At 71.6% G+C, this 25,587-nt stretch carries 23 protein-coding genes and 1 pseudogene; 9 read left to right on the plus strand and 15 right to left on the minus strand.

Going from position 1 to position 25,587, the window contains the following annotated elements; genetic code table 11:
- Positions 1–115 precede the first annotated feature (115 nt).
- From IEY73_RS23280 to IEY73_RS23330, 12 genes and pseudogenes are all read right to left on the minus strand, one after another.
- Positions 116–628 carry a GNAT family N-acetyltransferase gene (locus tag IEY73_RS23280; RefSeq protein ID WP_189081424.1) on the minus strand — a complete coding sequence of 171 codons (513 nt, stop codon included), beginning with the start codon at positions 626–628 and terminating at the stop codon, positions 116–118.
- Positions 625–1,533, minus strand: a complete 909-nt coding sequence (locus IEY73_RS23285) for a ribonuclease Z (RefSeq protein ID WP_189081425.1) — start codon at positions 1,531–1,533, stop codon at positions 625–627. Before IEY73_RS23285 ends, IEY73_RS23280 begins: the two co-directional genes overlap by 4 nt.
- Positions 1,534–1,858: 325 nt before the next feature.
- Entirely contained in the window at positions 1,859–3,271 is a 1,413-nt protein-coding gene (locus tag IEY73_RS23290) for a CYTH and CHAD domain-containing protein (RefSeq protein WP_189081426.1), read from the minus strand.
- Between the two features lie 101 nt (positions 3,272–3,372).
- Positions 3,373–3,690: a hypothetical protein gene (locus IEY73_RS23295; protein WP_189081427.1), complete on the minus strand. Its 318-nt coding sequence runs from the start codon at positions 3,688–3,690 to the stop codon at positions 3,373–3,375.
- Positions 3,691–3,931: 241 nt separating this feature from the next.
- Entirely contained in the window at positions 3,932–4,216 is a 285-nt protein-coding gene (locus IEY73_RS23300; RefSeq protein WP_189081428.1) for a type II toxin-antitoxin system RelE family toxin, read from the minus strand.
- On the minus strand, positions 4,213–4,500 hold the full coding sequence (locus tag IEY73_RS23305; RefSeq protein WP_229716072.1) for a type II toxin-antitoxin system Phd/YefM family antitoxin: 288 nt from the start codon (positions 4,498–4,500) through the stop codon (positions 4,213–4,215). Before IEY73_RS23305 ends, IEY73_RS23300 begins: the two co-directional genes overlap by 4 nt.
- A 109-nt stretch (positions 4,501–4,609) precedes the next feature.
- Positions 4,610–4,687 (minus strand): annotated as a pseudogene (locus IEY73_RS33725) (peptide-methionine (S)-S-oxide reductase MsrA); the annotation flags it as partial.
- Positions 4,688–4,748: 61 nt separating this feature from the next.
- The gene (locus IEY73_RS23310) at positions 4,749–5,060 is read right to left on the minus strand and encodes a type II toxin-antitoxin system PemK/MazF family toxin (RefSeq protein ID WP_189081429.1); all 312 of its coding nucleotides are present in this window, start codon (positions 5,058–5,060) and stop codon (positions 4,749–4,751) included.
- Positions 5,050–5,280 carry a hypothetical protein gene (locus IEY73_RS23315; RefSeq protein ID WP_189081430.1) on the minus strand — a complete coding sequence of 77 codons (231 nt, stop codon included), beginning with the start codon at positions 5,278–5,280 and terminating at the stop codon, positions 5,050–5,052. Before IEY73_RS23315 ends, IEY73_RS23310 begins: the two co-directional genes overlap by 11 nt.
- 49 nt (positions 5,281–5,329) lie before the next feature.
- Positions 5,330–6,064, minus strand: a complete 735-nt coding sequence (locus IEY73_RS23320) for a class I SAM-dependent methyltransferase (RefSeq protein ID WP_229716073.1) — start codon at positions 6,062–6,064, stop codon at positions 5,330–5,332.
- A gap of 27 nt (positions 6,065–6,091) precedes the next feature.
- Positions 6,092–6,751: a peptide-methionine (S)-S-oxide reductase MsrA gene (gene msrA, locus IEY73_RS23325; RefSeq protein WP_189081449.1), complete on the minus strand. Its 660-nt coding sequence runs from the start codon at positions 6,749–6,751 to the stop codon at positions 6,092–6,094.
- Positions 6,752–6,799: 48 nt separating this feature from the next.
- Entirely contained in the window at positions 6,800–7,213 is a 414-nt protein-coding gene (locus IEY73_RS23330; RefSeq protein ID WP_189081431.1) for an HIT family protein, read from the minus strand.
- A 66-nt stretch (positions 7,214–7,279) separates the two neighbouring features.
- Between IEY73_RS23330 and IEY73_RS23335 the strand changes: the two genes are divergently transcribed.
- Genes IEY73_RS23335 through ilvA form a run of 3 tightly spaced genes read left to right on the plus strand, consistent with a single transcriptional unit; the run spans position 7,280 to position 11,070 of the window.
- Positions 7,280–8,437, plus strand: a complete 1,158-nt coding sequence (locus IEY73_RS23335) for a cystathionine gamma-synthase (protein WP_189081432.1) — start codon at positions 7,280–7,282, stop codon at positions 8,435–8,437.
- 11 nt (positions 8,438–8,448) lie between these two features.
- Positions 8,449–9,810: an amidase gene (locus tag IEY73_RS23340; protein WP_189081433.1), complete on the plus strand. Its 1,362-nt coding sequence runs from the start codon at positions 8,449–8,451 to the stop codon at positions 9,808–9,810.
- Between the two features lie 30 nt (positions 9,811–9,840).
- On the plus strand, positions 9,841–11,070 hold the full coding sequence (gene ilvA, locus IEY73_RS23345; RefSeq protein ID WP_189081434.1) for a threonine ammonia-lyase: 1,230 nt from the start codon (positions 9,841–9,843) through the stop codon (positions 11,068–11,070).
- Positions 11,071–11,197: 127 nt separating this feature from the next.
- On the opposite strand, the gene greA is transcribed toward ilvA, so the two are convergent.
- Positions 11,198–11,692 (minus strand): transcription elongation factor GreA, encoded by a 495-nt coding sequence (gene greA / locus IEY73_RS23350; protein WP_189081435.1) that lies wholly within the window; start codon positions 11,690–11,692, stop codon positions 11,198–11,200.
- 279 nt (positions 11,693–11,971) lie between these two features.
- Positions 11,972–12,391 carry a DUF4307 domain-containing protein gene (locus tag IEY73_RS23355; protein WP_189081436.1) on the minus strand — a complete coding sequence of 140 codons (420 nt, stop codon included), beginning with the start codon at positions 12,389–12,391 and terminating at the stop codon, positions 11,972–11,974.
- 108 nt (positions 12,392–12,499) lie between these two features.
- Between IEY73_RS23355 and mca the strand changes: the two genes are divergently transcribed.
- The 6 genes from mca (at position 12,500) to purE (ending at position 20,264) form a co-directional block, all read left to right on the plus strand.
- Complete coding sequence (gene mca, locus IEY73_RS23360; protein WP_189081437.1) at positions 12,500–13,381, plus strand: mycothiol conjugate amidase Mca; 882 nt, start codon at positions 12,500–12,502, stop codon at positions 13,379–13,381.
- Between the two features lie 76 nt (positions 13,382–13,457).
- Positions 13,458–13,751 carry a hypothetical protein gene (locus tag IEY73_RS23365; protein WP_229716076.1) on the plus strand — a complete coding sequence of 98 codons (294 nt, stop codon included), beginning with the start codon at positions 13,458–13,460 and terminating at the stop codon, positions 13,749–13,751.
- A gap of 247 nt (positions 13,752–13,998) precedes the next feature.
- On the plus strand, positions 13,999–16,548 hold the full coding sequence (locus IEY73_RS23370; protein ID WP_189081439.1) for a putative bifunctional diguanylate cyclase/phosphodiesterase: 2,550 nt from the start codon (positions 13,999–14,001) through the stop codon (positions 16,546–16,548).
- Between the two features lie 25 nt (positions 16,549–16,573).
- On the plus strand, positions 16,574–18,568 hold the full coding sequence (locus IEY73_RS23375; protein ID WP_189081440.1) for a thioredoxin domain-containing protein: 1,995 nt from the start codon (positions 16,574–16,576) through the stop codon (positions 18,566–18,568).
- A gap of 52 nt (positions 18,569–18,620) precedes the next feature.
- Complete coding sequence (locus IEY73_RS23380; RefSeq protein WP_189081441.1) at positions 18,621–19,766, plus strand: 5-(carboxyamino)imidazole ribonucleotide synthase; 1,146 nt, start codon at positions 18,621–18,623, stop codon at positions 19,764–19,766.
- Positions 19,767–20,264, plus strand: a complete 498-nt coding sequence (purE, locus tag IEY73_RS23385; RefSeq protein WP_268240479.1) for a 5-(carboxyamino)imidazole ribonucleotide mutase — start codon at positions 19,767–19,769, stop codon at positions 20,262–20,264.
- 29 nt (positions 20,265–20,293) lie between these two features.
- Here purE and IEY73_RS23390 read toward each other — a convergent pair whose 3' ends face one another.
- Positions 20,294–25,366 carry an SCO7613 C-terminal domain-containing membrane protein gene (locus IEY73_RS23390; protein WP_189081442.1) on the minus strand — a complete coding sequence of 1,691 codons (5,073 nt, stop codon included), beginning with the start codon at positions 25,364–25,366 and terminating at the stop codon, positions 20,294–20,296.
- Positions 25,367–25,587: the final 221 nt, after the last annotated feature.

Genomic DNA, 25,587 nt, shown 5'->3' on the forward strand with positions numbered 1-25,587 from the left:
CGCACTCCCCGGGTTCGGGCGGGCGAGGCCGACGGGAACGCGTGACCACGGTTCCCCCGCTTGATGCGGTCACGCGTTCCCGTCGGCCAGGCAGCGCCGGAGGGCGCATCCGGGGTCAGATCAGCGCCCGCCGGTACCGCACCTGCGGGGTGAGCACGTTCCCGATCTGCCCGTCGCGCCGGGTGCCGTCCGCGGCCCAGCCGCACCGCTCGTAGAAGCGCCGCGCCGCCGCGTTGGCGGCCAGCACCCACAGCACCGCCGACGACGCGATGATGCGCAACGCGCCCAGCGCATCGTCCATCAGCAGGCGGCCGATGCCGGAGCCGACGTGTTCCGGTGCGACGTGGATCGCGTACAGCTCGGCGTCGCGTTCCGGGTCGGACTCGGCACCGGCCGGTCCTACGTAGGTGAAGCCGACCACGTCCGCGCCCTGGCAGGCCACGGCGAGCCGGTGGGTGTCGCGCTCGGCGTCGAACCGCGCCTCCCACCACGTACCCAACGCCTGCGGCGAACCGAACATGAGCGCCTCCGGCGGCAGGAAACCGGCGTACGCCGTCGCCCGCGACCAGTAGTGCAACGCCCCGATCGCCTCGCAGTCCCGGCTTTGGGCGGCGCGGACCACGGTCATGACGTGACACCTTCCCGGCGGGCCGGCACCGCCACCCGCATCAGATCCTCGGCCAGCACGATGGTGCCGGCGAACGTCTCGGCGGCCTCCGCGGCGAACCGGGACGCGTCCGGGTAGCGCTGCGAGAAATGGGTCAGCACCAGGGTACGTACGCCGCACTCGTGCGCCACCGCACCGGCCTGTCCCGCGGTGAGATGGCCGACCTGTTCCGCCAGGGCCGCCTCGGTAGCCAGGAACGTCGACTCGATCACCAGCATGTCCACCCCGTCGGCCAGCGCGTACACGGTGTCGCACAGCCCGGTGTCCATCACGAAGGCGAACTTCTGCCCCGGCCGGGGGGCGCTGACCTGCTCGATGGTCACCCCGCCCCACCGGCCGGACCGCTGCAACTCACCCACGGCGGGTCCGCCGATGCCGTACGCGGCCAGCCGCCCGGGAAGCATGCGGTGACCGTCCGGTTCGGTGAGGCGGTACCCGTACGTCTCGATCGAATGCCGCAGTGGCAGGGCGGTGAGCAGGCCGGCCCGCGTCGGTACGGCGAAGCCGGCGCCCACCGGCTCGGGGCGTACGTCGGCGTTGTCCCTGAAGCTGGTGGCGTACCGGAGCCGGTCGAAGTAGGCCCGGCCGCCCTCCGGGAAGTGCGCGGCCACCGGGTGCGGCGTCCGGTCCAGGGCCAGCCGCTGGATCACCCCGGCCAGGCCGAGGCTGTGATCGCCGTGGAAGTGCGTGACGCAGATCCGGGTGAGCGGGCTCACCGCGTGGCCGGCCAGCAGCATCTGCCGTTGGGTGCCTTCACCCGGGTCGAAGAGGATCACCTCGTCGTCCCAGCGCAGCAGGTAGCCGTTGTGATTGCGTGCCCGGGTCGGCACCTGACTGGCCGTGCCCAGAACGGTGAGCTCACGCATGAACGCCTCCCGTGGGTGGGCATGAAACGGCCCCCGGGGACTTCCATGCACGCCCGCGAACAACGTTCGCCGACGTGCAAGGTCCGGTCGGACTAGGCCGGATCCCCGGGGGCCGGGTGGCTATCTGGAATTCGCCGCACCGCTGCCACACGGTCTCGACGACTTGCAAAGCTGCGCGAGCGCAGCCACGAAGCTGTCAAGGACAGCGGCTAGCGGACAGCCACCTCACGAGTCCCATTGCTATACAACTTCGGACCACCTCCCTTCACGTGTACCGCCACGTTAGCCATCGCAGGGGCAAGCCGACAACGGATTTGTGTGAACCTCAGGTCAACCAGTCGCGCAACTTGCGCCGGCGAACGTCCTCCAACGTCACCGGGAGCTGGCCCAGCGCGTCCTGGCCGGCCTGCTCCTGACGGGCGTAGGCGACGCCGTACGGGAAACCGTCCGCGGCCTGCGAGGCCAGCTCGCGCAGCAGTTCCCGGGCGACCACCGCGTCCTGGTGCGCGCCCAGCACGTCCTGCAACCGCGACACGGCATCGGCGAGCTGTTTCGCGCGCCGTCCCTGGTCGGGCACCATCACCTCGATCGCGTACCGGGCCCGTTTGTACGATTTGCGGGCGCCGTGCAGCGCCGCGTCGTCCAGCGTCAGGCGCGCCTCGTCGAGTTCCCGGTCGGCGGTGCGCAACGCCTTGTCCGCCCGCCGTCGCGGGTCGCCGTGCGGGCGGTCCGGTCCGGCCACCAGATCGTCGATCGCATCCAGCAATGTCAGGTAGCGCTCGCCGTCCAGCGCGGTACCCAGCTCCCGCCGCCCGCACCGCTCCGCCTCGCCCAGATGCTCGCGGATCCGCTCCGCGATCGCGGCCACCTCGTCGGTCTCCCGCTCGACCACGGACAGCAGCTTGCGCTGCATCACCTGCGCGTCGCGCACCGTTCCCAGCTTCTCCGCCAGCCACTTCAACTCGGCCCGCACGTGCGCCGACGGCTCCGCACGAAAGCTTTTCCGGTACGTCTTCAGCACGCTCCGCAGCCGACGAGTCGCGACGCGCATCTTGTGCACCGCCTCGGGGTCACCGGCGCGAACGCCCGGATCGTGCGCCACGATCGCGTCCCGCTGCTCCCGGGCGTACCGCAGGGCGGGGTCCTTGATCCGCGCCGAGGGTGCCGGCGTCAGCTTGTCGCCGAGGGCGCGGGCGAGCTTCGACGGCCCGGAAGCGGGCCGGGCGCCGGCGCGCAGCAGCAGACTCTCCACCCGCTCCAGCAGCGCCACGTCGCCGTCGACCAGTTCCACCTCCAGTTCCCGCCACCGCCACACGCGGTCGTCCACGGTGGCGGTCACCTCGTCCTGGGCGATCAGCGCCAGGGTGCGGCCCCGCGCGTCGTGCAGCGGGGTCTCCACCCGGTGCGTCTGCAGACGGGCGACCGGGCGCAGCTCGCTGGTGCGCACCAGGGCGCGCACCACGGCCCGAAGCTCGCCCGGCACCGAGTCGCCGTCCGGCGGCATCTGATGCTCGGTGCGGCCGGTGCCGTCGCCGGGCGTCTTCAGATGCCAGCCCGCATCGGTGCCCCCGGATCGGCGCCGCAGGGTGCGACGATGGCGCGCGAGCCGCAGATCGTCGGTGTCGTAATAGATGGCGTCAAGATCGTGAACGCGCGGCGTGCCGGCGTCGTCCAGTGCGGGCAGGTCGAATCCATCGGGGACGTCATACTTGCGTTCGGTCTCGGTCGCTGTCTGCACCCCTTCATGGTGCCTTGCCGACGGCGGGGACACATCCGTCTCCGGCGACCCGGCGACCCGGCGACCCGGGCCTGCCCGCGCCCCGCCCGCCGCCTGTCGCGTCATCGGCTGTTGCGGTTGCGGAGATACTGCGCTCGCACGAAATGAGCAGCCGCGGCCCCGAAGTACATGGTGGCCAGACCCACGTGAAAGCTGTTCTGTGCCAGGGCGTTCTGCGCCTGGGCGGTTCCGGACCAGCGGATCTCGGCGTCGGTGCTGCCGATTCCCCGTCGCGCGCACCAGTCCTTGGTCAGGTCTTGGCCGTGCTTGAAGGCTTCCTGGGCCTCCTCCGCCTGCTTCATCATCGAGCAGGCGGTACGGAGCATCGCTTCGCCCACGAGCCACGTCGCGCGCTCTTCATCGTTGACGTATCCCGGCATGTCGCCTCACCTCCGATATGCCTCCACCCCCTCGACTCAGTGTGAGGTTAAATGTCATTACTTTTCTATATTTGTCGCCTAGAGGAATGACAGAGAGTAACGGATCATGGCGTGGTGTTGACAGGTGCCGACCGCCCGTCCGCTTGCCGCAGCCGGGCGCGAGGATGCGGCTGGGGTGGCGCAAGCCAGGCGCGCGCGTCAGCTCGGCCGCAGAGGTGGCCGCAGGGTTGGCGGGAGGTACTCAGCGGGGACGATACGCGTCCGCGCGGTGTTCGACCGCCGTGACGAGAACGGTGTGGTCGTCCTCGTCGATCTCGTACAGGACGCGGTAGGTCCCGCGCCGGGTCGACCAGGTGCCTTCGAAGGGCGGCAGCATAAGCCTCTTCCCGACGCGGTGCGGATCGTCGAGAAGCGTCGTGGTGATGAACTCGTAGACGGCGGTGGCGATCTTTTCGGGCAGGTTTCGCGCGGGAGCCCGTGCTGCCGGTCCGGCCACGCGGAGCCGGTAGCGGTCGGGGCCGCTCACCGCGGGCGCTTGGCCATCAACGCCGCGAGTTCTTCGGCGTCGAGGACGTCACCCGCTTTCGCCGCCGCCCGGGACTCGGCCAACTGCCGCATGGCCTCGGGGCTGGACAAGACCTCAAGGGTCTCCTCCAGCGCTGCGAGGTCGTCGGCCGAGACGAGGACGGCGACGGGCTGCCCGTGCCGGGTGATCTCGACCCGCTCGTGGGTCCGGGACACCTCGTCGATGAGTTCCGAGAGCCGGTTGCGCGCGTCGGTGAACGGCAGCGTGGTCATGCTCGTGGTCATGCTCGCAGTATGGCCAAATCTGGCGTGAAGTCTGTACAGATTCGGGGTGTGCTGCCCGGCCGTCGTCGTGCCGGGCCTTCGATCACGGACCGAAGCCCCGGCACGCCCGTCAGTCGGTGGTGGCCACTCCGACCGGGCAGGTCATGCCGTTCGGGCCGTGGTTGCAATAGCCGTACGGGTTCTTCGATCCTGACGAACGATGCGGTACTGCCGCTGGCCCGGACCCCTCCGGCCTCGTCCCGTGGCGCCTAAAGGTCGAGAACCGTTCGGAGAGCGGCGTCGACCGCTGTCAGCTCGTTGTGCGAGAGGTGGCCGACTATGCGGCCGAGGCGCTCTGGCTGGATCGCGGCGGTCTGTTCGGTCAGGACATAGGTGGTCTTCCCGTTGATCTCGATCTCCGGCCGGAAGCTTGTCGGCCTGGCGCTGGTCGAGGTGGGTGCGACGAGCAAGGTCGAGAGCGGAAGTAAGTCGGACTGTACGACCACCGCGAAGCGGTTGCCGCGCTGCTCGTGTCCCCGGGCATCCCCCGGGGCTTTCAGTTCGTGGACGTCACCACGCACGCAGCGACTCCATGTCGGCGAGCACCGCCCGCGCCTCAGCAACGTCGTCCGGGTCTGCCGCGACCGCTTCGGCCTCGGCGCGTAGCTGTTCGGCCCGGCGGAGACGCCAGGCGGCGAGGATGGCGTCGCGAATGACCTGGGAGCGGTCCCGGTCCCCGGAAGTCAGCTCCGCGAGGGCCTCGTCGACGTCGTCGTCCGCTCGGAACGTAATGGTGGTCATGAGACGAAATGTATTGCAAAGTGTCTTGCGAAGCCACCGGCTGAAGCCGTCAGGCAAATGCGAACAGCCGCCGTGGCGGTTGTCGTGCCGAAGAGGAGTCGCCGACCAGGCGGTTCATGCCGACTCGGAACCGGGCGTCGGTTGGCTGGGTGAATGCCAGCTCCTTGAATCCGTTCTCCGCAAAATGGGCCCTCACGCGGGAGCTCGGATCCGCGCTCCCGTTGCCGCGACCGCGAGTCCAGATCACGATTCCGCCCGCGACCAGCAAGTCGGGTAATGCGGCAATTGTCCTCCGTGCATCCTCATCGCCGATGTTGCCGAAGACCCCGCATGTCATGACCAGGTGAGCCGGAACTGCATCAAGGTACGTGTCTATCAGGCCCGCATCTCCGGTCCGCACGTCGACATGGGGCAAGTTCAGTTCCCCGGCCGTCGTGCGAGCCCTTTCAGCCAGTGCGGGATCCAGTTCCGCCAACACCGCTCGGACTGTTCGGCCAGAGTCATGGCGTGCCAGCACAGGCAGCACATCCCGGCCGTCACCGGCGCACAAGCTGATCAGCCGTCGCTGTCCGCCCGGCTCGGCAGGTGCCTCGGTCAGCGCTCGCACCAGAAACTCCTGAACGACTACCAGCCTCCGGGACAGCGACGAGTCGGGGGTCTCGTAGTCCTGGTGCCAGCGAACCCAGTCTTTGACCACCCCGCCATCGTGGCGAAGCAATCTGGCGGCTGCAAGATCTCGCCGCCGCGTGGACGGTGCGAAGAGGTTGTGGGTGGCATCGGCCACCGCCGATGGGTGGCCGATGCCCGCCGGCTATACGGTCTTGGCGACGCCAACCGGACAGGTCATGCCATTGGGGCCATGGTTGCAATAACCACCCGGATTTTTCGCATCCGACAGGTATTGCTGGTGGTAGTCCTCGGCGTAGAAGTAGTCGCCCAGCGGCTTGATCTCGGTGGTGATCTGCCCGTGACCGGCCGCCGTCACCACCGGCTGGAACGCCGCGCGGGACGCCTCCGCCGCCCGTGCCTGCTCCGGTGTCGTGGTGTAGATCGCGGAGCGGTACTGGGTGCCCACATCGTTGCCCTGGCGCATGCCCTGCGTCGGGTCGTGGTTCTCCCAGAATGCCTTGAGCAGGCTGTCGAAGCTGGTCTTGGCCGGGTCGTACACCACCTGGACGACCTCAGCGTGCCCGGTCGCGCCCGAGCATGTCTCCTCGTACGTCGGGTTCGCGGTGAATCCGCCGGCGTACCCGACCGACGTCGAATAGACGCCCGGAAGCTGCCAGAAGATCTTTTCCGCGCCCCAGAAACAGCCCATCGCGAACACCGCGACCTGGTGACCCTCGGGCCACGGGCCCTTGAGCGGGGTGCCGAGAACGGTGTGTGTGTCGGCGACCGGCATCGGTAGCGGGCGGCCGGGCAGCGCCTTGTTGGGGGTGGGCAGTTCGAGCTTCTTGTGCCGCAGGAACACGGTCACTCCCTTCATCCGAGCTCGTCAACGCCGGGGCGTAAGCAATCCTTACCCGAGTTCCTTACCGATACGCTCGGCGAAGGACGCGGCCTCCTGGTCGGAGGCGTAGCGGTGCCGCGGCCAGAAGAAGCCGCGCAGCCCGTCGCCCCTGGTGCGCGGTACGACGTGGGTGTGCAGGTGCGGCACGGACTGCGACACGATGTTGTTCTGTGCGACGAATGTCCCCTGCGAGCCCAGCGCCGCCGGCACCGCGGCCGCGACCGCCTGCACCAGACGGAAATATCCGGGCAGCCGGTCGGCCGTCAGGTCGGTCAGTTGCGCCACATGCTCGCGGGGGATCACCAGCACGTGTCCCTTGAACACCGGGCGGGTGTCCAGGAATCCGATCCCGTCGGGCGTGTCGACCACCCGGAACGCGGGCACGGAGCCCGCCACGATGCCACAGAAGACGCAATCCGCCACGTCGTGAGACTAGTCTGTGGTGTCGCACTGCCCGGCCCGCGCTCATGCCAGGAGGAGAACACGTCCATGACCGCCGACGCGCACGGCTTCGACACGCTTGCCATCCACGCGGGTCAGGAACCCGACCCGCGTACCGGGGCTGTCGTGCCGCCGATCTATCAGACGTCGACGTACGCGCAGGATGCCGTGGGCGCGCCCCGGCTGGGCTACGAGTACAGCCGGTCCGGCAACCCGACCCGGGACGCCCTCCAGGAGTGCCTTGCGGCGCTGGAGGGCGGGCGCCGTGGGCTGGCCTTCGCGAGCGGCCTGGCGGCGGAGGACACCCTGCTGCGGGCGGTGTGCCGGCCCGGCGACCATGTGGTGATCCCGGACGACGCGTACGGCGGAACGTACCGTCTCTTCGCGAAGGTGGCGGAGAACTGGGGCCTGGACTGGACCGCGGTGCCGTTGAGCGACCCGGATGCGGTGCGTGCCGCGTTCCGGCCCGGACACACGCGCTTGATCTGGAGTGAAACCCCGACCAATCCGCTGCTGAACGTGGCCGACATCGCCGCGCTGGCCGGACTGGCGCACGAGTTCGACGCGCTGCTCGCGGTGGACAACACCTTTGCCTCGCCGTACCTCCAGCAGCCGCTCACGCTGGGCGCGGACGTGGTGGTCCACTCCACCACGAAATACCTCGGCGGGCATTCCGACGTGGTCGGCGGCGCGCTGGTCACGGCCGGCGACGAGCTGGGCGAGCAATTGGCCTTCCACCAGAACGCGATGGGCGCGGTCAACGGCCCGTTTGACGCGTGGCTGACCCTGCGCGGCGTGAAGACCCTCGGCGTACGGATGGATCGGCACTGTGACAACGCCGAGCGGGTGGTGGCGTACCTGGAGAGGCACCCGGCGGTGACCCGGGTGCTCTACCCCGGGCTGGCGTCGCATCCCGGACACGAGACCGCGGCCAAGCAGATGCGCCGCTTCGGCGGGATGGTCTCGTTCCGGCTGGCCGGCGGTCCCGAGCAGGCGGTCCGGGTGTGCAACCGGGCCCGGCTGTTCGTGCTCGCGGAGTCGCTGGGTGGGGTGGAGTCGCTTATCGAACATCCGGGACAGATGACACACCTGAGCGCGGCGGGCTCGGCGCTTGAAGTACCCGCCGATCTCGTGCGACTGTCTGTCGGCATCGAAACGATCGATGATCTGCTCGCCGACCTGGAGCAGGCGCTGCGTCCCCTGTAGAGGGAGGGGCCTTGGAGCTCGAACCGAAGACGTGGGTGGGCGCCACCGCGAAGCAGATCGCCCGTGCGGTGCGCCGGGGTGACACGTCGGCCACACAGGTCGTCGCCGACCACCTGGAACAGATCGGCATTTCGGACGACTCGCTCGGCGCGTTCCGGGTGGTGCGCGCCGGGGAGGCGATCACCGAGGCGGAGAAGGTCGACGAGCAGGAAGATCTGGCCAACCTGCCGCTGGCCGGGGTGCCGGTGGCGGTGAAGGAGAACACACCGGTGGCCGGGCTGTCGACGTGGATCGGATCGTCCGCCGTGCAGAGCCCGCTCGCCGAGGACGACCACGAGGTGGTCCGGCGGCTGCGCGGCGCCGGCGCGGTGGTGGTCGGTCTGACCCGGATGCCGGAGCTGGCGCTGTGGGGCGTCACCGACGACGTGGACGTGGCCACCCGCAACCCGTGGGCCCTGGATCGTACGCCCGGCGGCTCCTCCGGCGGCGCCGCGGCGGCCGTGGCGGCGGGCCTGGTGCCGATCGCCCAGGGCAACGACGGCCTCGGCTCGCTGCGCATCCCGGCGGCGTGCTGTGGCCTGGTCGGTTTGAAACCCGGTCGTGGTGTGGTGCCGTGCGACCTCGGGCGGGAGGACTGGTTCGGGCTGGCCGAGAACGGCGTGCTGACCACCACGGTGGCGGACGCCGCGCTGGGCTTCGGCGTGCTGGCCGGTCGCGGCCCGGTGAAGCTGGTGGAGCCGCAGCGCCTGCGGATCGGGGTGTCGCTGCGCTCGCCGGTGGCCGGGGTGCGGCCGGACGAGCCGAACCGGTCCGCGGTCTCCACGGCGGGACGGCTGCTGATCGGCGCGGGACACGACATGGTGACCGCGAATCCGCCGTACTCGCCCCTGCTGGGCTTGACCGGCATGGCCACGTGGCTCGCCGTGGCGTACCGGGAAGCCGAGTTCCTCGACTGGGCGGCCTTGCAGCGGCGCACCCGGCAGCATGCCCGTCTGGGCCGTTTCGTGTGGCGCCGGGGATGGGTTCATCAAGCGCAGCGGGATTCGTGGCGTCGCCGTGCCGTCGGGTTTTTCGCGGACCGCGGGATCGATCTGCTGGTCACGCCGGCGTTGGCCGCCACGCCGCCGACCGCGTACGGGCATGCGACGGGCAGTTGGCTGTCGAATTTGCGGACTAATATCCGGTACGCGCCGTATCTCGCGCCGTGGAACATGGCCGGGCTGCCGGCTCTGGTGGTCCCGGTCGGGTTCCGCCCGGACGGGTTGCCGCTGGGCGTCCAACTGGTCGGGCCGCCGGACTCGGAGCTGCTGCTGCTGTCCGTAGCGGGGCAGCTCGAACTGGCCAACCCCTGGCAGCGACTGGCCATGGTCTGACCCGCTCCGCCGCGGTGGCACGATGGTGCGGTGACATCTGAGGTAACCGCGTTGGTGGCGCGCTCCGACATCGAGGCGGCGCGGCGGCTGCTCACGCCGGTGGTGCGCACCACGCCGTTGGAGGAGTCCCGGCCGCTGACCCAGGCGCTCGGGCTGCCGGTGCTGCTCAAGTGCGAGAACCAGCAGCGTGCCGGGTCGTACAAGGTGCGCGGGGCGTACACCCGGATCGCCCGTCTGCCGGACGCCGAGCGGGCCCGCGGCGTGGTGGCGGCCAGCGCCGGCAATCACGCGCAGGGCGTCGCCCTGGCGGCCGGGCTGCTCGGCGCGAAGGCGACCGTGTTCATGCCCGAGGGTGCGCCGCTGCCGAAGGTGACCGCCACGAAGGGGTACGGCGCGGCCATCGAGTACGCCGGCGCCAGCGTCGACGACGCGCTTGTCGCGGCGCGGGAGTTCGCCGAGCGTACCGGCGCGGTCCTGATCCACCCGTTCGACCACCCGGACGTCATCGCCGGGCAGGGCACCGTGGGCCTGGAGATTCTGGATCAGTGTCCGGAGGTGGGCACCATCGTCACCGCGGTGGGTGGCGGCGGGCTGATCTCCGGCGTTGCCGTCGCCGTCAAGGCGGCCAGGCCCGATGTCCGCATCATCGGCGTGCAGGCCGGCGGTGCCGCGGCCTATCCGCCGTCGCTGGCCGCCGGTGCGCCGGTGCGGCTGGACGCCTCCGCCACGATCGCGGACGGCATCGCCGTGCTGCAGCCGGGCGTGCTCACCTTCGCTCACGTGGCGAAGCTGGTGGACGACGTCGTCACGGTCACCGACGACGATCTGTCCGCCGCGCTGCTGGTGCTCCTGGAGCGGCACAAGATGGTGGTCGAACCGGCCGGTGCCGCGGCGGTGGCCGCGTTGCTCGGCGAGTCGATGGACGTGACCGGGCCGGTGGTGGCGATCCTCTCCGGCGGCAACATCGACCCGATGCTGCTGCTCAAGGTCATCGAGCATGGTCTGACGTCGGCGGGTCGCTTCCTGCGGCTGTCGGTGCGGTGCACGGATCAGCCGGGCGAATTGGCCCGCCTGCTCGGGAAGATCGCCGAGCAGCGAGCCAACATCGTGGACGTCTTCCACACCCGGCAGAACCCACGCCTGGGTTTCGGTGAGGTGGAGGTCGCCCTGGCCGTGGAGACCCGAGGACCGGACCACTCCACGTCGCTGATCGGCGCGCTGCGTGCGGGCGGACACCAGGTCACGCTGTTGTCCTCGTGACGGTGGCGTGCCCAGTCCCGGCCGTGGCGTGCCCAGTCCCGGCCGTGGCGTGCCCAGTCCCGGCCGTGGAAGGCGCGAGCCCGCCGCGCGCCGAAGGCGCACGGCGGGCTCCCAGCATGTGGACGGCTCAGCCGCCGAAGGGCTCGAATTTCACCACCGTGACCTTGATGTCCGCGCCGCTCGGGGCGGTGTAGGTCACCGTCTGGCCAGCGGTGGCGTCGAGGATCGCGGTGCCCAGCGCGGACTCCGGGCTGTAGACCGTGAGGTCGGTGGTCGCGGAGATCTCGCGCGAGCCGAGCAGGAAGGTCTCGGTGTCGCTCTGGTCGTCGTCGAAGTAGATCGTGACGACCGTGCCGGGGGCCACCTTGTCGGCGCTCGGGGCCTCGCCCACCTCGGCGGTGCGCAGCAATTCCTTCAAGTAAAGGATGCGGCCTTCCTGCTTGCTCTGCTCCTCGCGGGCGGCGTGGTAGCCGCCGTTCTCCCGCAGGTCGCCTTCCTCGCGTCGGGCGTTGATCTCCGCCGCGATGGCCGGCCGGGCCGCGATCATTTCGTCGAGTTCGGCCTGCAGCCTGTCGTAAGCGTCCTGCGAGAGCCAGGTCTTCGACGCCTCTGAACTGGTCACGGTCGATCTCCTTGCTGTACGGCGAGCTGTTTGAACAATGAGCGCGATAGCTTGAGCTGATTAGGCTGAACGGAGCGAATCACCAAGCTTACCAGCGGTACTCGTGTCACCCGGTATGCGTTATGTTGCTGAATTGAGATCCACACGGATCTCTGTCCCGGGTTGCCGGTTGCCCGCACCGTCGGCGTCAGCGGTTCTCGCGCGCTGCCGGTCGGGCATGCTTGCCAGCACGCGGGCCGGTCCGTGCCGCGACCGCGGTGCTGTCGTCCAACGTAGCCGTCATCCGGCCGGACGGCACCCGACTACTTCCGCCGCGACGGCCTTCTGGGTGGTGGGAATCGGCGTGCTGGCGGTGATCGTGGCGCTCCCGTCGGCCGCGTGCAGCGTCACCTGGCGCTGGCCGACCACCGTCTTGTCGAAGGTGAGAGCCCGCAGGGCGCAGGTCGCCGACCCGCTGTCCGGCACACGCACCGTGTAGTCGAGGACGATCGCGTCGGCGGTGTCGTCGGTCCACCCGATGACCTGGGCCTTGTAGTCGGGCCGACCGTAGGTGTCGTACAGCTTGATGGAAAGTGTGACGGCGACCACAGCGATCACCGCGGCGAACACGATCGGCATGACCGGGCGGCGGCGCGGCTCGCGTCGGTGACCGTACCGGCCGGGCGGAAACGCCGCAGTTGTGGTGCGCGTCTCGCTCACAGGGGGTGCCTCTCGTGCGTTCGTTGTCGGAGGGGTCCGACAGAATGGTCATGTCCATTCTCGCAGCCGACAAGGGCGACCGTCGGGTGGCCAGGTCGAGGAGTTTTCGTGGCTGAGCAGTTGCGTCTGATGGCGGTGCACGCGCACCCGGACGACGAGTCGAGCAAGGGTGCGGCCATGATGGCGCGTTACGTCGCCGAGGGCGTCCGGGTGATGGTCGCCACGTGCACCGGGGGCGAGCGGGGGAGTGTGCTCAATCCCAAGATGGATCGGCCGGAGGTCTGGGCCGACATTTCGAACATTCGCCGGGCCGAGATGGCCAAGGCGCGGGAGATCCTCGGCGTCGAGCAGGCGTGGCTGGGGTTCGTCGATTCGGGCCTGCCCGAGGGGGACCCGCTGCCGCCGTTGCCGGAGGGGTCGTTCGGGCTGGTGGATCCGGCGGAGGGCGCGTTGCCGCTGGTCAAGCTGATTCGTGAGGTCAAGCCGCACGTCCTGACGACCTATGACGAGAACGGCGGTTACCCGCACCCCGACCATGTCATGTGCCACCGGATCAGCGTGGCGGCGTTCGACATGGCGGGCGACCCGGAGGTGCACCCGGAGTTGGGGGAGCCGTGGCAACCCAGCAAGCTCTACTACAACTCGGGCTGGAGCAAGGCGCGGATGCTGGCGCTGCACGAGGGGATGCTGGCGGCGGGCATGGAATCGCCCTATGCCCAGTGGCTGGATCGGTGGGCCGAGCGCGAGGATCGGGGCGACCGCATCACCACACGCATCGAGTGTGGTGACTATTTCCACGTTCGCGACGATGCCCTGCGCGCACACGCCACGCAGGTCGATCCGGACGGTTTCTGGTTCCACGTGCCGCTGGAACTGCAGCAGAAGGTTTGGCCGACGGAGGACTTCGAGTTGGTGCGGTCGCTGGTGGACAGCCCGGTCCCGGAGTCCGATCTGTTCGCCGGCATCCGGGAATCGGTGCAGGTCGGCTGAGGCGTATCCTCGTCACGTGGAGTTCGTGGCAGTCAACAATTTCGGTGATACCCGCTCGGGCGGCCTGGCCGGCCCGATGGGACTGTTCATCATCGTGTTGCTGTCCATAGCAACAGTTCTGTTGATTCGCAACATGAACAAGCGCCTTCGTCGGCTTCCCGACAGTTTCCCGGATGACGAAGCCGCCCGGCGGAAGTCGGAGATCGCCCGGCTGGAGGCGGATTTGGACCGGCCCGCCGCGGACCGCTCGCCGACCGTCGATGAAGGCTCGCGAGCAGGCGATTCGGCTCCCGATCCGGGTGTCGGCATGCAGCGGACGGGCGGCTCGGACGGCGCCGGCGAGGGCACCGCCACGACGGATCGGGACTGAGTTCGCCGGTCGGTGTGACGGGTGTCCGACGCGGGCGAATGGCGAAGTTCCCGTGTGAACAATGACAGTCGCACGCGCCCGACCCCTGTTGCGTTCATCGAGATTGGCTTAGCCTTCCGCCGGGGGCTGTGACGCCCTTGGACCCTGTGCGGAAGGGGGCATTGATGATGACCACTTTCCGCCCCCCGCAGACTCCACTGCAGATGCACGTGCAAACGCGAGTGCCGTTGTTGATCAGGGGGATGGCATGACCGCCCCCCTCACGATCGGCAACGACGTCCGCCCCGGTCGCACCCCGTCGGGCAGCGACCCGCTGCCCCGATGGAATCTGCATTGGGTCCTCTGGTCCGGTGTCGTCGGCGCTGCGGCGCTGGCCGCGGTGCTCGGGCTCGTCTTCCCCGGCGACCGTCCGCCCGGCGCCCCGCTCGTCGTGGCAGGCGGGGCCGCGGTGGCGCTTACGGTCGTCGTGGCCGGTCAGCTCGCCCGGATCCGATTTCGACTCGGGCGCGGCACGGCGCATGTGTCCTGGGGCGAGGCCGCCTTCATCGTGGCCTTCGTGCTCGTCCCGCCCGGGTGGCTGCCCGCCACGACGCTCCTCGGCGCGACGGCGGTGTTCTTCCTGCTGTCCCAGATCGGCGAGGCGCGACCCCCGCTCGAAGCGCTGTGGATCGCCGCCTCGCTCACCCTGGGAGCCACGGCCGGCGCCGTCGTCGCGTCGTCCATCGCGGACCAGTCCGGGGTGCCCAGCGGACGCTTGGCCGTCGCGCTGGCCGCCGGTGCCGCCACCAGCCAACTGGTGATGTTCGGGGTCGGCACGCTGCTGCTGTTCGCCGACCGGGACAGGCTGCTCCGCGTCTCTTTGCGGCAGGCCGCACGTGGCAAGGCGCCGGTGTTCGTCGGCAACGTGCTCGTCGGCCTGGGCGTGGTGACCCTGCTGGACGCGCCGTGGTGGCTGCTGGGCGCCCCGGCGGTGTTCTGGTTTCTGCAGCGCACCTACCGCTACCACCTGCGCGGCGAGCATGACCGTCGGACCTGGGCCGCGTTCGCCCGGGCGGTGGCCGCCCTGCCGCAGCCGACCCAGCGTCAGGTGGTGGAGGCGGGCCTGTCCGGCGCCGTGGAGATCTTCGCCGCCCGGCGAGTGGAGGTCGACGTGCTGGCGCCCGGCGGTGAGCGGCATCGGCGCAGCCTCGACGCCCCGGGCTGGGAGGCCATGGCCGCGGACCGCACCGGGCCCGTGGTGACCAAATCGATGACGGTGGGCCGGACGCCGATGGGCAGCCTGTCCGTCTGGCTACCGGACACCACCGTTCCCCTCGCGGGAGACGAGTCGGTGCTGTCCGCGTACGGCGATGCGCTGGCCGGCGCCGTGCACGACGTCGCGGCGCACGAGCGGTTGTTCCGGCTCGAAGCCCGGATGGCGCGGGACCTGGTGCACGATCCGGTGACCGGGCTGGTGAACCGCAGCGCGTTGCTGGCCGACGGTGACACGCTGCTGCGCTCGCAGGACCGCGATCAGCAGGTGGCCGTTCTGCTCCTGGACCTGACGAAGTTCAGCGAGGTCAACCGCACACTCGGGCACCGGGCCGGCGACGAGGTGCTGGCCCTGGTGGCGCAGCGGCTCCTCGACCTCTCCCGGGCCGGAGACCTGGTCGCCCGGTTCGGCGACGACGAGTTCGCCGTCTTCGTGCCCGCCGTCGCGGCCCTGGCGAGCTCCGCGACACCGTTGAGCGAGACGCCCAACCCCCTGCCGTGGGCTATGCGCCGCGCCCGGGAACTGGTGGACGGCGTTTCGCAGCCGATGGAGGTGTCCGGCGTGCGGTTGGTGATCGAGGGCGCGGTCGGGGTGGCGGTGGGGCCGGCCTCCCACGCCGACATGGCCGAGCTGGTGCGCCGGGCGGCGCTCGCGCTCGGCGAGGCCAAGAGCCAGCAGACCGTGGTGGCGGCGTACGACAGCAGCCGCGACGTCAGCAGCACGGACCACCTCGCCATGCTGGCCGACTTCCGGGACGCCCTGGAGGCCGACGACGAACTGATGATCGTCATGCAGCCGGCGGTCGATCTGAAGACCGGCATGCCCACCGGCGTGGAGGCGTTGGCACGCTGGCGGCATCCCCGCCGCGGCCAGTTGTCACCCGCCGTGTTCATCAGCGGCGTGGAAGACAGCCAGCTCCTGGGCGCCTTCACCCGGTACGTGCTGGACCGCTCGCTGGCAGCCGCGGCCGACTGGTCGTCGCACGGCGTGGACCTGCCCGTCTCGGTCAACGTGTCGGCGCGGACCCTGCTGGACGCCACGTTCCCCAGCCAAGTGGCGCACATGCTGCGCCGGCATCGGCTGCCCGCCGACACGCTGGTCCTGGAGATCACCGAGTCGGTGGCGGTCAGCGAACGGGGCACGGTCGACCAGGTCCTCGCCGCCCTGCGCGAATCCGGCGTGCAGCTATCGGTCGACGACTTCGGCACCGGGTACTCGTCGCTGGCCTTCGTCACGCGCGTGCCGGTCGACGAGATCAAAGTGGACCGCTCGTTCGTGGATCAGATGATCGACTCCCCGGCCGCCGAGGCGGTGGTCCGAGGCGCCGTCGAACTCGGCGAGCGGCTCGGCGTGCGCGTGGTCGCGGAAGGCGTGGAGACGGCGGAGCAGCGGGCCGCGCTGATCGCCATGGGCTGCAGCTCGGCGCAGGGCTACCACTTCTGTCGCCCGTTGCCGCCGGACCGGATCGTGGGCGCCCTGCGCCGCCTGGCGGAGACCGCGGACCGCGCCCGGATCGTCCCGCTGCGCGCCGACGACGCGTCATAAGCCGGCCTGGCGTTAGCGTTGGGGCATGGCCAACCGACTCGTCAACGCCACCTCGCCCTACCTGCAACAGCACGCCGACAACCCGGTCGACTGGTGGCAATGGTCGGACGAGGCGTTCGCTGAGGCGCGCCGGCGCGACGTACCGGTGCTGATCTCGGTCGGATACGCCGCCTGCCACTGGTGTCACGTGATGGCCCACGAATCGTTCCAGGACGAGGAGGTCGCAGCCCTGCTCAACGACGGTTTCGTGGCGATCAAGGTGGACCGCGAGGAACGGCCCGACGTGGATGCGGTCTATATGACCGCTACGCAGGCGATGACCGGTCAAGGCGGGTGGCCGATGACGGTGTTCGCCGCGCCCGACGGGAGCCCGTTCTTCTGCGGGACCTATTTTCCCCGGGACACCTTCGTGCGTCTGCTCGGTTCGGTCCGCAAAGCCTGGCGCGAGCAGCGCGAGGACGTGCTTCAGCAGGGCGTCGCCGTGGTGGAGGCGGTCGCCGGGGCGCAACTGTCCGGCGGGCCGGCCACCCCGGTGTCCGCGCCGCTGCTCGACACCGCGGTGACCACCCTGACCAAGGAGCATGACACCACCCACGGCGGGTTCGGCGGCGCCCCGAAGTTCCCGCCGCACATGAACCTGCTGTTCCTGCTGCGCCACCACCGCCGCACCGGCTCGTCTGACGCGCTTGAGATGGTGCGGCACACCTGCGAGCAGATGGCCCGCGGCGGCATCTACGACCAACTGGCCGGCGGCTTCGCCCGGTACGCCGTGGACGCCACGTGGACCGTTCCGCACTTCGAGAAGATGCTCTACGACAACGCCCTGCTGCTGCGGGTCTACACCCAGATGTGGCGCCTCACCGGGGACGTGCTGGCCCGCCGGGTGGCCGACGAGACGGCCGCGTTCCTGCTGCGCGACCTGACCACGCCGGCCGGCGGGCTGGCGAGCGCGCTGGACGCCGACACCGCCGGAGTGGAGGGACTGACCTACGCCTGGACCCCGGCCGAACTCACCACGGTCCTGGGCGCGGACGACGGGCCGTGGGCGGCCGACCTGTTCCGGGTCACCGAGGCCGGCACGTTCGAGCACGGTCGCAGCGTGCTGGTGCTCGGCCGGGACATCGACGCCGCGGACCCCGACCTGGTGCGCCGCTGGCGTGACGTGCGCGCACGTCTGCTCGCCGCGCGCGCCGAGCGTGCGCAGCCCGCCCGCGACGACAAGGTGGTGGCGTCCTGGAACGGCTTGGCGGTGACCGCGCTCGCCGAGCACGGCGTGCTGACCGGCTCGGCGCCGTCCCGGGACGCTGCGGTGGCGCTGGCCGGCACGCTCGCCGATCGTCACCTCGTGGCGGGCCGGCTGCGCCGGGTGTCCCGCGACGGCGCCGTCGGCGAGCCGGCCGGGGTGCTGGAGGACTACGGATGCGTCGCGGAGGCGTTCTGCGCCGTGCATCAGCTCACCGGCGACGGCCGGTGGCTGGATCTCGCCGGGCAACTCCTGGACGTGGCGCTCACGCACTTCGCCGCGCCCGGCGGCGGGTTCTACGACACCGCCGACGACGCCGAGAGGCTCGTCGCCCGTCCGGCCGACCCCACCGACAACGCCACCCCCTCCGGACGGTCCGCGATCTGTGCGGCCCTGGTCTCGTACGCGGCGCTGAGCGGACGGACCCGGTACCGGCAGGCCGCGGATGAGGCGCTGGCCGCCGCCGGATCGTTGATCGCCGGCCATCCCCGCTTCGCCGGGTACGCCGCTGCGGTGGCCGAGGCCACGCTGACCGGGCCGCACGAGATCGCCGTGGCCACCACCGACCCGCGGGATGACCCGCTGGTGACGGCGGCCCACCAGCACGCGACCGCGGGCGCGGTGGTGGTGGCCGGGCGGCCGGATCAGCCGGGCGTCCCGTTGCTTGCCGGGCGTTCGCTGGTCGAGGGCGGCCCCGCCGCGTACGTCTGCCGGGGGTTCGTCTGCGACCGTCCGGTGACCACCGTGCCGGAGCTGGCCGCGTTGCTCGCCGGCTGAGACCCGGCCCGACCAGGGCCGTCGCCGGTGGATTGACTAGGCTGTCTCGGCGATGGACACGCGGACCGGGCTGCCGGTGGTCGGCATGGTGGGTGGCGGCCAACTGGCGCGGATGACTCATCAGGCGGCGATCGCCCTCGGCCAGTCACTGCGCGTGCTGGCCGCGTCGCCGGATGATGCCGCCGCGCTGGTCGCGGCCGACGTGCGGATCGGCAGCCACACCGACCTGGCGGCGTTGCGCGAGTTCGCCAAGGGCTGCGACGCGGTGACCTTCGACCACGAGCACGTGCCGACCGGGCACATCCGCGCGTTGGCCGCCGAGGGCGTCAAGGTCTTCCCGGGTGCCGACGCGATCGTCTTCGCGCAGGACAAGCAGCGGATGCGGGAGCGCCTGTCGGAGCTGGGCGCGCCGGTGCCGCGGTGGCGTCCGGCCGCGACGGCGGACGACGTGGCCGCGTTCGCGGCGACCACCGGTCGCCCGGTGGTCGCCAAGGCGGTTCGCGGGGGATACGACGGCCGCGGGGTGTGGATGCTCGACGATGCCCAGGCGGATGCCGAGCTGCTGGCCACCGGCACGCCGCTGATCCTGGAGGAGCGGGTGCCGCTGCGCCGGGAGCTGGCCGCGCTCGTGGCCCGGTCGCCGTTCGGGCAGGTCGCGGCCTACCCGGTGGTGGAGACCGTGCAGCGGGACGGCATCTGCGTGGAGGTGCTGGCCCCGGCGCCGGGCATCACCGAGGAGATGGCGACCCGCGCGCAGCAACTGGCCATCGACGTGGCGCACCAGTTGGGCGTCGTCGGCCTGCTCGCGGTGGAGCTGTTCGACCTGGGCGACGACCTGGTGGTCAACGAGCTGGCGATGCGCCCACACAACTCCGGGCACTGGACCATCGAGGGCGCGCGCACCTCGCAGTTCGAGCAGCATCTGCGGGCGGTGCTGGACTACCCGATGGGGTCGACCGCCCTGGCCGCGCCGGCGGTGGTGATGGCCAACGTGCTGGGCGGCGCACCCGGCGGCATGTCCCTGGACGAGCGGCTGCACCATCTTTTCGCCGCCGACCCCGGGGCGCGTGTCCACCTGTACGGCAAGCAGGTCCGACCCGGACGCAAGATCGGGCACGTGACGGTGCTCGGTGACGATCTCGACGAGGTCCGCGCACGGGCGAGCCGCGCGGCGCGCTGGTTGCAGGAGGGCGAATAGGTGGCACCGCAGATCGGCATCATCATGGGCAGCGACTCCGACTGGCCGACCATGGAGGCGGCGGCGCTCGCCCTGGCCGAGTTCGACGTGCCGTTCGAGGTGGGTGTCGTCTCGGCGCACCGCACCGTGCGCAAGATGGTCGACTACGCCACCTCGGCCGCCGACCGGGGGCTGCGGGCGATCATCGCCGGCGCGGGCGGCGCGGCGCACCTGCCCGGCATGGTGGCCTCGCTGACCCCGCTGCCGGTGATCGGCGTGCCGGTGCCGCTGAAGCATCTGGACGGGATGGACTCGCTGCTGTCCATCGTGCAGATGCCGTCCGGCGTGCCGGTGGCGACCGTGTCCATCGGCGGCGCCCGCAATGCGGGGCTGCTGGCGGTGCGCATCCTCGGCGCCGGCGACCCGGCGGTGCGGGCGCGCATGGCGGACTTCCAGACCGGGCTGGAGCGACTGGTCCAGGAGAAGGACGCCGCGCTGCGGAACAAGCTGATGGGCTGAGCGCCCGGCCGGCTTCCGGCCGGGTGTGCTCAGCGCATCCGGCCCAGCGCGCCGCGGAACCGTTCGTGTGCGCGCCGCCGGTTCTCGTTGGTGGCGCCCGCGAACAGCAGCACCACCCCGACCGGCACCAGCACCAGCCACGGGCCGACAAGCGTGGTCGCGAAGTGGATCGCCGTGACCACTGTCGCGGCGGCCCCGATCACCACCGGTGCCTGCTGCTGCAGGCGCGATCCGATGATCAGGGTCAGCACCGCGCCGAGCAGGAGCAGCACCTCGCGCAGATCCCCGGAGTCGGTGGCCAGCACGATGCCCAGGGACGGCACGAAGGCGGCCAACAGCGACGGCCCGTACGCCGCCCAACTGCTCAGCTCGGGTCGGCTGCGCGCCTCCAGAAGGCCGACGAGCAGCGCTAGCGCGGCGAACGGCAACGTGTACGCCTCCGGCACCGCCACCTCGGACAGCGTCATGAACATCCAGATGCCGACGATCTCGAAACCGACCGCCAGCCAGAACAGGTTGCGGCGCTGGGTGGCGGTGCGGCCGGGACGGCTCGCGGCCAGGCCCAGGACCGCGCCCCAGGCGGCCATCAGCGCGGCCAGATGCGGCGGCGAGTCGAACGCCAGGGCCCCGGCGAGCAAGGCGGACGCGTAGCCGCTCCATTCCACCGTGAGCGCTTCCCGGGCGTACGCGGGATTGCCGAGCCGTGGCACGGCCGCTTCCACGATGAGCAGTGCGGCGCCCACCGCGAGCACGCCGAACGCGGCCCACGCCGGCGTCAGACCGGCGCTTAGCTGCGCCGTCAACACGAAGAACTGCGCCATCACGGCGGCGAACAGCCAACCCAGGATCCGCGCGTGCGCGGTGCGTCCGGTGACCGCCGCGACAAGCCCCACGCCCACCGCGCTGCCCAGCGTGAACAGCGTGAGCGGCCGGGTGGCCAGGCTCCCGGCCAGGCCCGCGCCGCCGGCCATCAGGCCGACCACGAAGACCGCGTTGCGCACCGAGCGGAGCAGGGTCGCCCGGGTGGCGACCGGCGGCGGGGTGAGTGCAAGCCCGAGCATCACGATGGTGAAGACGGCAAGCGCCGCGCCGGTGGCGGCGGGCCATGACGCGCTCAGCGTCACCGGTGCGATGAGCAGCGTGATCGCCAGCCCCGGCAGGATCACCGGAACCGCCTCGGCGGGATGACCGCCGAAGCCCAGCGCGGCCAGTGCGGCGGCCACCGTGAGCAGCACCGCGGCCAGCACGCCGGTGCCGTCCACGACGCCCGACGACGGCTGCAGCATCGCCGCGACGGGACCGTCCCATACGGCGTCGAGCTGCTGGAACGGGTCGACCAGCGCGGCGCGCAGGGCGGGCAGCAACGAGATCAGCGCCAGGACGGTGGGCAGGATCGCCACCGCGACGGCGCCGGTTGCCGGGTCGACGATGCGGTGCAGGCCCGCGCGCCGCGGTGCCCGGTCGAAGGTGCCGTGGGCGCCCCGCAGCAGCTCGGCGATGACGCCGAGCAGGGCAGCCGCGGCGGCGTACAGAGCGGTGGGGAACGAGGTGGGTATCGAGGCGATCGCGGTGACCGTCGCTCCGCCCACGATGCCCACGGTCGCCCACGGCAGGTAGGGCGCCGCGCGCCGGCCGGCCAGCGCCAGCAGGGCCAGGCTGAGGCTGGAACCGGCGAGCGCGGCGGTCAGCACCACCTGTGCCGACCGTCCCTGTTCGGCGGCCAGCGCGGCGAGCACCCCGGGCGCCGCGAGCAACGCCGCACCGAGCGCCGCTCCGCCGATCTGTTCGCGGTGCCGGGGGACGCCGGTGTCGGTGTCGGACAGCACCACCGCCTCGTCGGCCCGGTTGTCGTCCAACGCGCGGTGCGCGGCCTCCGGGCTGATCGCGGTCCGGGCCATCACCGCGACCAGGACGCCCGTCGCCGTGATGAGTAGGAAAGCCATGGCGCTGGACCAGGGCCGGTTCAGGCCCGCGCCGGCGAAGTGCAACGACACCACCACTGCGACCGCCGCGCGGGCGATCGCGGCGCGCGGCTCGACGGCGGCCACCGCGGCGATGCCGTACGCCAGCGCCACCGCGCCACCGATCAGCAGCGGTGACCACCAGGGCAGGCCGAACGCGGCCGGGGCGCCGATGGCAGCCAGCGCGGCGCACACCGCGCCCACATCGAACGAATACGGCGGGGGAAGGGCGGCGGCCGCCGCCACCGCGATCAGCGCCAGGGTGACCGGGGCCTGCCATGCGCCGGGCGCGGTGCCGGCACCGTACCCGCTCAGGTCGGACGCCCACAGCGGTCCCGGCATGGCGATGATGCGCAGCCCGGCGGCGAGGGCCTGCCAGGCGGCGATCGCGCCGGCCACACCCCCGGCCAGGGCCAGCCCGCGGACCGGTCCGCGGCTCCAGGTGCCGGGCAGCAGCCGGATGCCGAGCCCGACCAGCACCACGATCAGGCCGGCAGTGAACAGCGGCGCGCCCGGGAAGGCGAGCGCGGCGACCCGCGCCAGCGCACCGCAGATCGCGACCGTGGCCGCCGCCGCGGCGACGTCCGGGCCGTCGAGTTGCCAGTCCGGGCGCCGGTTGCGGTCGATGGACGGCGCGAAGATCAGCAATCCCGCGGCGGCGAGGAGCAGCGCGCCCACCCAGATGTCGGGTGCGGTCGCGCCGGGCGACAGGATCGCGGCCAGCGCCAGGGCCGCCGCGCCCAGGCCGGTTCCCGCGGTCAACGGGAAGCTGATGTCGCGGCGGGCCACCTGGAACACCGCGGCGTAGGTCAGCGTGCCGGCCACCGCGAGGAACCCGAAGGCCAGCGCCGGAACCGTGACGGTCTCGGTGGGCGGCGGACCGCTGCCGCGGTCGGACACCGCCAGCGCCGCGGTCACCGCGGCACCGGGCAGCGCCAGCGCGGCGGCGCCGGAGGCCCAGTCGCCCACCACCCAGGCGTACAGTTGGCGCGCGATCTGCCGGGCCGCGATGGTGATCATGACGCCGGCCCCGGCGAGCGCGGTGAGCACGGCCGCGGTCAGCCAGACGGCGCTCAGCGCCGCGCCGGCTCCGAACAGGCCGACCACCCCGGCCGCGGCGATGTGCGCGACCGCGATCCGGTGGCTGCGGGCCATCAGGCCGGACGCGCCGAAGGCGATGGCCGCCAGCACCAGCGGCCAGGGCGCGGTGGACCAGGGCAGTCCGAGCGCGGACGGCACCGCCAGCACCGTCAGCGCCGCGCCGGCGACCGCGCTCTCGTGCCGGACATCCGTCGGCAACGCCATCGCGGCGGCCACGGTGACCAGGAGCGCGCCCAGCACCAAGAGCCAGCCGGAGGGTCCCGCGGCGGCCGCGATCCGGTCCGCGTAGCCCGCGGTGTCCGCATGCCAGAGCGGACGCGCGGCCTGCACCGGTGCGAACGCGGCGCGCAGGGCGTCCACCGCCACGAACACGCCGATCAGGGAGAGCGCACCGGCCGCGGCGAGTTGCGGCCCGCGGCGCACCTCCGTGGGCACCCTGGAGATCACCGCACCGGCGCAGGCGACCGCCGCCGCAGCGACGGCCAACGCCCACGGCGAGGCGGCGACCGCCGCGACGCGGGCACACCCACCGATCACGGTCAGCGTCAACACCCCGCCCGCGATGTTGCGGGCGGTGAGCTGGTTCAGCATGTGTGCCGCGGCAACCGCGGTCAGCGCGGCGAGCAGCAGGATCAGCGCGGATCGCACCGCGTCCGGCACGGCGTCCGCGCCGATCAGCGCGCCGCCGCCGTACAGCAGCGCACCGGCCACACCGGCGCAGAGCAGGGCGAACGTCAGCTCGCTCAACCAGACCGCGGAGGGCGCCGTGGCGGCCGGTGGCCGGGCCGGCACGCTACCCGCGGCGGGTGCCCCCGCGGGTCGCGGTCCCGGGAAGATCCGGCTGGGCAGCCAGCGCCGCCGCCCGGACATCGACGGGATGACGAGATCAGGCTCCTCCGGGCGGGTCTCCGGCCGGTCCGGGCCGTACTCCTGCTCGGCGAAGTCCCGCGCGCCGGCGTCCCGGGCCTCCGCGGCGGACATCGCCTCGCCGTCGCTCGGCGCGGGACGCCGCGGCGGCCACGTCATCCGGACCCGCTGAATCACCGTGGTCAGCAGCACCAGGTCGACCAGGGCAACCACGGTCAGCGCCAGCGCCCAGCCGGCCGGGCTCTCGATCAGCGGGTAGCCCAGCAGCAGCGGCACCGGCTGCAGGGCGAGCACCGTGGCATAGCGCGGCGCGGCAAGCCGGACGAGCCCCGCGTAGACGAACGCGACCACCGCGGTGACCAAGAACGTGACGCCCATCAGCAGGGTCACCGTCACGCCGGCCAGGGCGCCGCGGCCCTGCAGCGCATAGCCGACCACCGGCACCAGGATCAGGCCCACCGCGGCGACCGTCTCCGCGGTGGAGCTCAACTCGCGCTGCAAGATCCACGGCGCCGCAAACAGCGCCAGCGCGGCCATGAGCAGCAGGACCAGCGAACGGCCGACCGGATTGTCCACCGCCACCGTCGCGGACACCACCGCCGCCACGGCCAGCAACAACGCGCTCAGCACGAGGAGGATGTTCTGCACCGACTTGGTGGACGCCTCGGGCGGATGCGGCTGGTGTTCGGTCCGCGGCGGCCGGTCGGCGGCCGGAGTCTCGGTCGGCGGTGGGTCGTCGATCAGCGCGGTCGCCCCGTCCGACGCCACGCCGGGACGCGCCGTCCGGGCCCAGTCCGGCGGACCGCCCGCGGAGGCCGACCGCTCCGCGCGCTCGGCGCGGCGCTCCCGGGTCTCCCGGCCGACGCGCGGGCCGGGTGGTGTCGGGACGGTGCCGTGCTGGCTGGTCGGCTGCGGCGGCGGTGGCACCTCCGAGGCGCGGGTGGACCCGTCCGGCTTGCGGCGCAGCAGTCGCCGCGGCTTGCCGGTCTGCGCATTACGCCGCCGATGTTCGTGCGCGAGGATGTCCCGCTGGAACTGGGCAGCCTGCAGCTCGCCGGCGATCTGCGAGCGCTCGGCTGCGGCGGCCATGTCACGGATCTTCAGATCCGCGATCGACGCCTCGATGCGGGTCAGCTCGTCTTCGTAGTGTTCGGGCTCGTCGGCCTGCGCCACGGCACCTCCTCGCGTCCCTATCTAGAGCATGCCGGTACGACACCTCATTAGAACAGGCTCACCGAGGTCCAGAACCGCAGAAACAGCCGCGAACGGGGCAGGTTTCCGCTTCGCCGGGCGATTCGCCGCCGGGATCAGCCGGGGCGGCCCATGCCGCGGTAGGTCCAGCCGGCCGCGGTCCACAGCGGCTCGTCCAGGCAGTTGCGGCCGTCGATCACCAG

It is taken from the genome of Mangrovihabitans endophyticus, from assembly GCF_014646155.1.
Classification (GTDB): Bacteria; Actinomycetota; Actinomycetes; order Mycobacteriales; family Micromonosporaceae; genus Actinoplanes; species Actinoplanes endophyticus.